Annotated in this window: 9 protein-coding genes and 1 pseudogene; 5 read left to right on the top strand and 5 right to left on the bottom strand. The window is 58.3% G+C overall.

Annotation, left to right across the window (positions count from 1 at the left end; genetic code table 11):
- From DK261_RS30695 to DK261_RS30685, 3 genes are all read right to left on the bottom strand, one after another.
- Nucleotides 1-2,825: TonB-dependent receptor (locus DK261_RS30695; protein WP_110177517.1), on the bottom strand; the 2,825-nt coding region annotated here is incomplete at its 3' end.
- Between the two features lie 96 nt (nucleotides 2,826-2,921).
- Nucleotides 2,922-3,887 carry a FecR domain-containing protein gene (locus DK261_RS30690; RefSeq protein WP_110177300.1) on the bottom strand — a complete coding sequence of 322 codons (966 nt, stop codon included), beginning with the start codon at nucleotides 3,885-3,887 and terminating at the stop codon, nucleotides 2,922-2,924.
- On the bottom strand, nucleotides 3,884-4,390 hold the full coding sequence (locus tag DK261_RS30685; protein WP_009048295.1) for a sigma-70 family RNA polymerase sigma factor: 507 nt from the start codon (nucleotides 4,388-4,390) through the stop codon (nucleotides 3,884-3,886). Before DK261_RS30685 ends, DK261_RS30690 begins: the two co-directional genes overlap by 4 nt.
- A gap of 272 nt (nucleotides 4,391-4,662) precedes the next feature.
- Here DK261_RS30685 and DK261_RS30680 point away from each other — a divergent pair, with 272 nt between their 5' ends.
- The 5 genes and pseudogenes from DK261_RS30680 to DK261_RS30660 all read left to right on the top strand — a co-directional run bounded on the left by DK261_RS30680 (nucleotide 4,663) and on the right by DK261_RS30660 (nucleotide 6,275).
- A complete protein-coding gene (locus DK261_RS30680; protein WP_009048294.1) occupies nucleotides 4,663-4,965 on the top strand; it encodes a hypothetical protein in 303 nt (100 codons plus the stop codon).
- 270 nt (nucleotides 4,966-5,235) lie between these two features.
- On the top strand, nucleotides 5,236-5,499 hold the full coding sequence (locus tag DK261_RS30675) for a hypothetical protein (protein WP_016702880.1): 264 nt from the start codon (nucleotides 5,236-5,238) through the stop codon (nucleotides 5,497-5,499).
- On the top strand, nucleotides 5,496-5,651 hold the full coding sequence (locus DK261_RS34010; protein WP_371923124.1) for a hypothetical protein: 156 nt from the start codon (nucleotides 5,496-5,498) through the stop codon (nucleotides 5,649-5,651). Before DK261_RS30675 ends, DK261_RS34010 begins: the two co-directional genes overlap by 4 nt.
- Nucleotides 5,587-5,907 (top strand): annotated as a pseudogene (locus DK261_RS30670) (cell filamentation protein Fic); the annotation flags it as partial. The gene DK261_RS34010 and the pseudogene DK261_RS30670, both read left to right, overlap by 65 nt.
- Nucleotides 5,908-5,912: 5 nt before the next feature.
- A complete protein-coding gene (locus DK261_RS30660; protein WP_371923121.1) occupies nucleotides 5,913-6,275 on the top strand; it encodes a hypothetical protein in 363 nt (120 codons plus the stop codon).
- A gap of 274 nt (nucleotides 6,276-6,549) precedes the next feature.
- On the opposite strand, the gene DK261_RS33005 is transcribed toward DK261_RS30660, so the two are convergent.
- Entirely contained in the window at nucleotides 6,550-6,942 is a 393-nt protein-coding gene (locus DK261_RS33005) for a hypothetical protein (protein ID WP_146218563.1), read from the bottom strand.
- Between the two features lie 91 nt (nucleotides 6,943-7,033).
- On the bottom strand, nucleotides 7,034-7,429 hold the full coding sequence (locus DK261_RS30655; protein ID WP_110177298.1) for a hypothetical protein: 396 nt from the start codon (nucleotides 7,427-7,429) through the stop codon (nucleotides 7,034-7,036).
- Between the last annotated feature and the right edge of the window lie 175 nt (nucleotides 7,430-7,604).

Here is a 7,604-nt window from a genome sequence, read left to right as displayed (position 1 = left end):
ACCACCCCCACCCGCAACGTCCGCCCCGGCGCCGGCATGAAGCTCTGTGCCAGCGGGTCCAGGTAGTAGCGGTCGGTCAGGTTCTGCAGCGATACGCTGAGTTGAGTGTGTTCCTTCAACTTGTAGTTGAGGAACAGGTCGAACAGCGCCACCTCGCGGTAGACCAGCTGCGGTGTGGTGGCGCCGGTCTGCCAGTTCTCGTCGGCCTTGACCGTCGGGCCGGAGCTGTAGGTGGCGCGCCCGCCAAGGGTCAGGGCTTGGTCGAAGAAGCGCAGGCCCGAGGTCAGGTTCGCCGAGAAGCGTGGCGGGTTCTGGGTGTTGGAGTACGAGCCCATGAAGCTGCCCGGCGTACAGTCCGGCGTGTTGCTCAGGTCCCGATAGCGATTGCTGCTGGCCCGCAGCCGCGCGGCGAAGGCCGAGTCGCAGGTTTCGGTCTTCAGGTAGTAGGTGGACGAAAAGTCCGCGAACACCCGTCCAGCGTCATAGTGCGACTGCAGCTCCAGGCCGCTGGTCTTGTAGCTGTCGGTATTGCTGAAGCGCATCAGGCCCATCAGGCCCGGGCTCGGGTCGTAGTAGCGGGTGATGTAGTTCTTGATGCTGTTGTTGAAGTAGGCCAGCTTGATCGCCGCCGAGTCGTTGTCCAGCAGCAGGCCTTTGTGCAGGGTGCTGGCGCCGATTTCCCAACTGCTGGAACGCTCGGGCTTCAGGCCCTTGCCCGGCATGGTCTGCAACACGCCCTGGCTGGTTTCAAACAGCGAGGGCATGCGCAGGCCCTGGGTGTAGGAGGCATAGACGAAGGTGTCCGGCGCCACTTCGAGATTGATGCCGAATGCCGGGGCGAAGGCGCCGCCGCTGTTGCGGTTCTTTCCAGAATAGTCATAACCGCTGACCACCTCGCCGACCTCGGACGGATAGACCCTCGAGTCGGTCGCACCGAAGTCGTTGTAGCGAATACCCTCGAACGGATAGTTGGTGTTCTTGAACACGATCCCGTTGTTCAACCGCGGATCCGTGGCGTCGGTGTACTGCCCGTTCGAGTCCGGGAACCACATCATGTTGCCGTAGCTTTGCTCGTTGGAAACGCTCAGGTAACGCAAGTCGCGCTCCTCCCGACGCGCCGTCGCATGGGCGACCTTATCCTGGGTGCGGTAGTAGGTGTAACGCCCGCCGCCCCACAGCGTCAGGCTGTCGATCGGTTTGTACTCCAGCTTGCCGTTCAGGCTGAACTCCTGCCGCTCCCCTTCGCGCAGCATGCGGTTGGCATTGATGTCGTGCTGGGTGGTGACCACGCTTTTTTGCGGGCGCAGGTCCTCGACCTGGAACGAGCCGCCCAGGTCCAGCTTGAAATCGCCATAGTCGCTCTGCATGTGCGAGGTGTTGGCCAGGTCGCCACCAATGCGGCGGTCGGCCTGGCGGCTCCATTTGCGGTCCGAGCGATAGGCTTGCGAAGCCGGCGCCGCCACCGAGGTCAGCTGGCTGGTTTGCGCGTCGGTCATCCACAGGCTGGCCGTCAGGTCCACCAGCGGATTGCCGTCCGGCAGGTAGTGGTAGCGCGCGGTGTAGGTGTCGATCTTGGTATGGCCCAGCGGATACTGATAGATGCCGCCGGTACCGAAACGGAAAATGTCCGACGGCATGATTTCGCCGATGTGCCCGTCGTAGCGGCGATAGCCCAGGTCGAAAGTGTGGCCGTCCGCCGGGCGCAGGGTGGTCTTGAGCAGGAAGGACTCGGTCTGCGAAGAAGAGTTCAGCACCTCCTCGCCGGCGTTATAGGTGGTGGCCACACTCGTCTCTTCGTCGCCGTAACGGTCATAGGTGCGATAGCGGTCCTGGCCCTTCTTGCCGGCGAAATAGTTGCCCTGGTTGCGGTGGGCGTAGGCCGCCACCAGGTCGAAAAACTCATGGCTATAGGCGAACGCAGCACTGCCGGACTCGGCCTTCGAACCGAACAGGCCGCCACGGCTGCGGTGCGGCTCCGAGAACAGCTCCTCGGTCATCGAGTGGCTATCGCGCGAGGCGGGAGCGACGCCGTTGTTCCACAGATCGCCCTTCAAGCGCAGGCCGATGTTCTTGCCGTCCTGCAGGATGTCCTCGACGCCGAGGGTGCGCATCTTCACCGTGCCGCCGATGGCGCTGGAGGTCAGGCTCGGGCCCTTGTCGATGGCGATGTCGCTGATCAGGTCCGGGTCGATGTAGCTGCGTTGCTGGGTGCCGGCATAACCGCGATAGACATCCAGCGCCTGTTGCGAACCGTCGACGGTCACCGCCACCCGGCTCTGGCCCTGGATACCGCGGATGTTCACATCCAGGCCGCCGCCGTTGCGGCTGTCGCCGACCTGCACCCCAGGCTGGCCCTTGAGCACGTCGCCGACCGAGATCACGCCAAAGCGCTGCAGGTCCTCGCCGGAGATGTACAGCGAGGATCGCGGCGCCGAATACACCTCCTTCTGCTCGAGGTCTTCGCCGACGACCTTCTGCGACGGCAGCACCACCGCCCCGCCCGCCCGATACAACTCGAAGCTGCCGTCCACCTGGCGCTGATAGCCCAGGCCGGTTCCCGCCAGCAACCGCGCCAGGCCCGCCTCCGCGCTGAAATCGCCTTGCAGGCCCTGGCTGCGCTTGCCTTCCGTCAGCGTGGCGCTGCCCGCCATATTGATCCCCGCCTGCACGCCGAAGCGCGACAGCGCCTGGTCCAGCGGGCCGGCGTCGATGCTGTAGTGCTGGCGCTCGCCAGCCGCGAACACGGCCGCGCCGCAGAGCGGCTGCAGGCTGAGGAAAAGCAGGCCAAAGGTACGGGTACACAAGGCACGGGCGGGGAAAATCATGCAAGGCTCCTAGGGGTTGGCACCCACCTGTCCCAGTGGGTCATACCTGAAGGCCAAGCCAGATCGAAAAAACTATCGCCCCGGAGAAAAAAAGTTTCAGGCCGGCACCACAGTCACCCAATAACGGGTTCGTCGCTCGATGCGCACCGGCAACGTACTGGCCACCAGCGCCAACGCGGCATCGGTGTCGTCCAGCCGGAAACTGCCGGTCACGCGCAAGGCCGCGACCTCTGCGCTGCAACGCAAAAAGCCCGGGCGGTAGCGCGAGAGTTCAGCCAGCAATGTGTCCAGGCGCATGCGCTCGGCCGGCAAGATGCCGCGCAGCCAGGCCTGGGCCATCAACAGATCAACGCGGCTCGGCGCCCCGACGCCCTGGCTGTCGACCCGGGTTTGCCAACCGGCCTCCAGCGGCACCGGTAGCCAATGGTGCCGCGCACTGACCTGCACCAGACCGCGCAACACCGTCACCTGGGTGCCCTGCCGATCGTGGCGCACCAGCAGATTGGCGCCACGGCCGTACAGCACCGCGTCCGGGGTCAGCAGTTGCACAGCCGGCGATTCGGCCCGCGCATCCAGCGCCATTTCGCCCTCGATCAACTGCAGCCTGCCCTGTTGCGGGGTCAGCTCCAGGTTCACCGCGCTGGCGGTGTTCAGCCACAGCGAGCCGCCGTCCGCCAGGGCCCAGCGCCGACGCTCGCCGATACTCGTGCGGTAAGTCGCCAGAGCCGAACGCACCAGAGTGGAATCCGCGCCCTGCCAGGAAATCCCGCCGAGCAGCCCCAGGGCGAGCAGGCACTTGAGCACCTGCCGACGTCGCTGCGGATCAGCCCCCGCCGACTCCAGTGCCCGGCGCGCCGTGGCATCGGCCAACAGATTGGCCCCGGGCTGCAGCAACAGCGGCAAACTGCTGACCCGCTGCCAGGCATATTCATGCTCGGCGCTCGCCTGCCGCCATTGCTGCAAAGCCTGGTGCTCGGCGGCACTCATCAGCCCGGACTGCGCCCGGACCATCCAGTCGATGGCACTGTCCCGCACCCGCGGGTTGACCACAGTGCCACTCATTCAAAACGGCTCGCGTAACAGACACTGAACGCCTTGCCCATGGCCCGCTGCACCTGGGCCACGCTCAGGCTCAACCGCGCGGCGATCTGCGGGTAGGTCAAGCCGTCGAGCTGGGACAAAAAGAAAATCTGCCGCACCCGCGACGACAACCCCACCAGCAGCGAATCCAGCTGCAACAGGGTTTCGATCATCAGGTGCCGCTCTTCCGGCGAAGGCTCCTCGGCCACTGGCCGCGCCGCCAGGGCTTCCAGGTAAGCCCGCTCGATCGCCTGGCGCCGCCAGCGGTTGATCAGCAAGCCATTGGCAATGGTCGCGAGAAACGCCATGGGCTGGCGCAACTCGCGCACATCCTCCTGCGAACGCATCACCCGGACAAAGGTGTCGTGAGCCAGGTCCTCGGCATCGGCACTGTGCCCCAACCGCCGGTGCAACCAGCCCCGAAGCCAGCCGTGATGGTTCGCATACAACCGGGCGACGGGCGAGGCAAAGCTGTCGTCGTGCATGTCAGATCCGCATTAATGATAATGCTTCTCATTTTATTATTTGCGGGCGAGGGTTGTACAGCGCCGAGGAGTGGCGCGGGCTTGGGAAGGCCTCCTGAATAGCACATATGACCTATAGGCGCGCCCCAGGCGCCATGCTGAAATGAGTCACTCTACCGAGTCAGATTCAAGAGGGGGTGGCTGGTCAGAATCCCCTGCTTTACGTCTTCCGACGTGCCCCTTGTCGAGGATCGAGGATAACCAGGGCGAAACACTATTAAGGAAAATATGCCATGAACAAAAACTACATCTTTGCCCCCGCGTTACTGCTTCTGGCGGGTACCTTGGCGGGTTGCTCGACCACTCCCAATGTCTTGCAAATACACAAGGTCACCTCGGAAACCATTGGCCTGGCCTCGACCGACGAACTCACCATGGGGCCCGTCACCAAAAGCAAAGAAGACTTTCTCGGCGGCGCGGAACTGAACTTCAAGGCCACCACCGCCAAGGGCCGCGTGTTCAACTGCTCGACCTTCATGACCCCGGGGATTCTGCTCGATCCGCCGAAATATTCACGGCTTACTTGCACCAACTGAGCTGGCGGCAGCGGCTTAAAGCAAAAGGCCCCGACTTGTCGGGGCTTTTGTTTTGATCGATCAGTAGGATTTCACATAGCCAGATCTCAGGCACGACTGCGCGGCGACACCCCCACCAGCCACGCTGCCAGGGCTTCCAGGTAAGCCGCTCGGCTCCCCTTCCCTAACGCCTCTTAACCGCGTAACAAATCGAGGCGGTCGCAAGCTCGGCGCAGACGTAAACAAGCAGGCGTTGATGCTATGATTTGACGGCTAATGGAGGGCTATTCGATGAGCAAAACCGCCACTGCTGGCGTTGCCAGTGAAGTTCGCAAGCTTGCCAAGGCTCACAAGGTCACCACTGAGCCTGACAGCATGAGTTGCATGGCTGTCACCATCACCCGCCTGGCCGGCGACTCGGTCGAGCTGGATAGCATTGAGCGATTACTGGTCAATCTGAAAAAGAAAGGGGCACTGAGCAAGACGCAAACCCTTGCATTTCAGGAACGCTATCTCCAGGAAAAGAGGCAGGCCAAAAAGAAACTTAGCGCATGAGTTTCGATCCTTTCGGTGACTTCGAAGCGGCCGGCTATCTTCGAAATCATCAACGTCTCAAAGACCCTGTCGAAGTCAAAGAATCCGATTTTCATGGAGCTATGCTACCGGGCCGGATTCGCCATCAATTGGTCCAGAACGAACAAAGATGACTACCTGCAAGCACTGAGCGACGAGATCCGAGCGCCTTTCCAGGGACACCTCGACAACTACCTGAAACCTTTCGTGACGACCATAACAAGCCGTGACGAGTGGCCACAGATGATCGGCGGCATTCGCGACCTGGATGGACTCGACAAAGAAGACATCACCTACGAGAGCCTGGATAACCCGGCAGTCCAGCAGCTCTACAAGACCTATCGGGCTCAGCCTCAAGACGCCCCGGCGGCACCAGGGGCTGATGACTGAACGAGTTGCCCTCGAAACATTGGGCTGGGGTTGGTGAGAAACTTTCGAATCAAGACCAAACTATTACGGCCACCTTCATCATGAAATCACTATTTATCATTTTCCCGATCTCACTCGTCGCGGCCCTCTACATCGGCTTCTACGAAAAGATGGAAGACGCCTACCCGGAAAAAGTATTCTTCATCAAGAAAAGCCCGACATTTCAGATGAAATTTCAAAATATTTTCGCGTATGAATCAGATGACAAAAAACTGAGTGCGTTAAGTGATACGGAACGGCAGTTGGTTATCCAGTACTGCAAGTATCGGCTAGGTATAACTACAACATTAAAAAACCAAGACGAGCTTGAGGAATGCAAAAGAAAGTAAGCTCAACCTCCGCTGTTCCCGATGCCCTGTGCGGGTCATTGGTGAAGCTCCATGAGTATTCAAGCCCTGCTTTCATCACGCAGCCGAACAGAGAATCGGTTTAGGCAAAAGACTGATTGGTTTATTGTTTCAAAAACATGCAATGAAAAACGTATGAATCGGTATGATCCATTAAGTTCATACCAATCATTTCGACAAAGCATACAAAACTAGAAGTTCCTTCACACCGGCTATTGCCTGAAACGCAAAGCAATACGAATTGGCACCAACCTCTCTACTTAACCCACCCCGCATATTTACCAAAACACCAAAGCAAAATAAGCAATATAAATAGCCCTACTCCTACTCGGTACCAGACCATCAACTTTCTTTTAAGACCCAAGGGAAAGCTATTGACATCATCAAAACTTGCACCGCCATCACGAGTATATATTCCAGGCCAAGCTATAACCCCAATAACACTCCCCATTAGAAACAACCTGCCTGCCGGCCCAGCATCCTTGAATGAAGCTCTACTCATAATTACAGGACTATTTTTAAGTCGTTCAAGCATTTCACCCATGTCGGTGTAGGCCATATATAAGCCTACTCCAAGCCAGACGATCAGAGCGCTAAAATCAATCAGCCCCATACACAGAAATATTGAATCAAAGGGATAGTCACTCACTGATCAATCTCACCTAACTGACTCTACATTTATAGACACATGCTTCATCTAGGACTATAGAATTAGTAAAAGCCCACTACTCCATCAACTCTCAAAACATATACTCTATTGCTTTAACACCTACCACAGACACAAGCATGACTGCGAGCAACCCTCGCAAAGTCCATTGCAACACAAAGAATTTTTTCTTAAGCGGCTTCGGAAAGGCTTCTAAATCTTCAACACTTACGCCTCCATGCTTAAGGTACACACCTGGAAAGGTGACAATTGATGTTATTCCACCCATCAACAACAGCCTTCCCCAAGGCCCTCCCTGCCTAAGAGGAGTAAGGCTCACTACAACCGAACAATTTTTCAGTAGTTCCAGATATTCATCCACGGATGTGTACGCCAAACGCAGGCATACACAGATCCAAACGAACATACCTAGAATGACAGCAATACATGAGATGGAAAAAAACTCGTGCAAAAACTCAAAAAAACTCATTGGTTAATCTCGTATATTTTCCGACCACCTATTTCTCCAGCAACACTACCAAGAGCCCCACCAGCAAAAGAACCAACCCCTACAACAACCAAACCACATACAAGAGCCCCAGCCCCCATGCTCGACCCCCCTAAACTCACACAGATAGCCGTTGCAGTTGAACCTGTTAATGCCG

Source organism: Pseudomonas sp. RW409 (genome assembly GCF_003184125.1).
GTDB lineage: Bacteria > Pseudomonadota > Gammaproteobacteria > Pseudomonadales > Pseudomonadaceae > Aquipseudomonas > Aquipseudomonas chlororaphis_I.
The sequence above is the reverse complement of the archived record's forward strand: the minus strand, read 5'-3'. Positions and strand labels throughout refer to the sequence as shown.

What these genes read in the sequence shown, in the direction of transcription:
- DK261_RS30690 (WP_110177300.1), bottom strand. Translation starts at nt 3,887, where the DNA reads ATGAGTGGCACTGTGGTCAACCCGCGGGTGCGGGACAGTGCCATCGAC.
- DK261_RS30685 (WP_009048295.1), bottom strand. Translation starts at nt 4,390, where the DNA reads ATGCACGACGACAGCTTTGCCTCGCCCGTCGCCCGGTTGTATGCGAAC.
- DK261_RS30680 (WP_009048294.1), top strand. Translation starts at nt 4,663, where the DNA reads ATGAACAAAAACTACATCTTTGCCCCCGCGTTACTGCTTCTGGCGGGT.
- DK261_RS30675 (WP_016702880.1), top strand. Translation starts at nt 5,236, where the DNA reads ATGAGCAAAACCGCCACTGCTGGCGTTGCCAGTGAAGTTCGCAAGCTT.
- DK261_RS34010 (WP_371923124.1), top strand. Translation starts at nt 5,496, where the DNA reads ATGAGTTTCGATCCTTTCGGTGACTTCGAAGCGGCCGGCTATCTTCGA.
- DK261_RS30655 (WP_110177298.1), bottom strand. Translation starts at nt 7,429, where the DNA reads ATGAGTTTTTTTGAGTTTTTGCACGAGTTTTTTTCCATCTCATGTATT.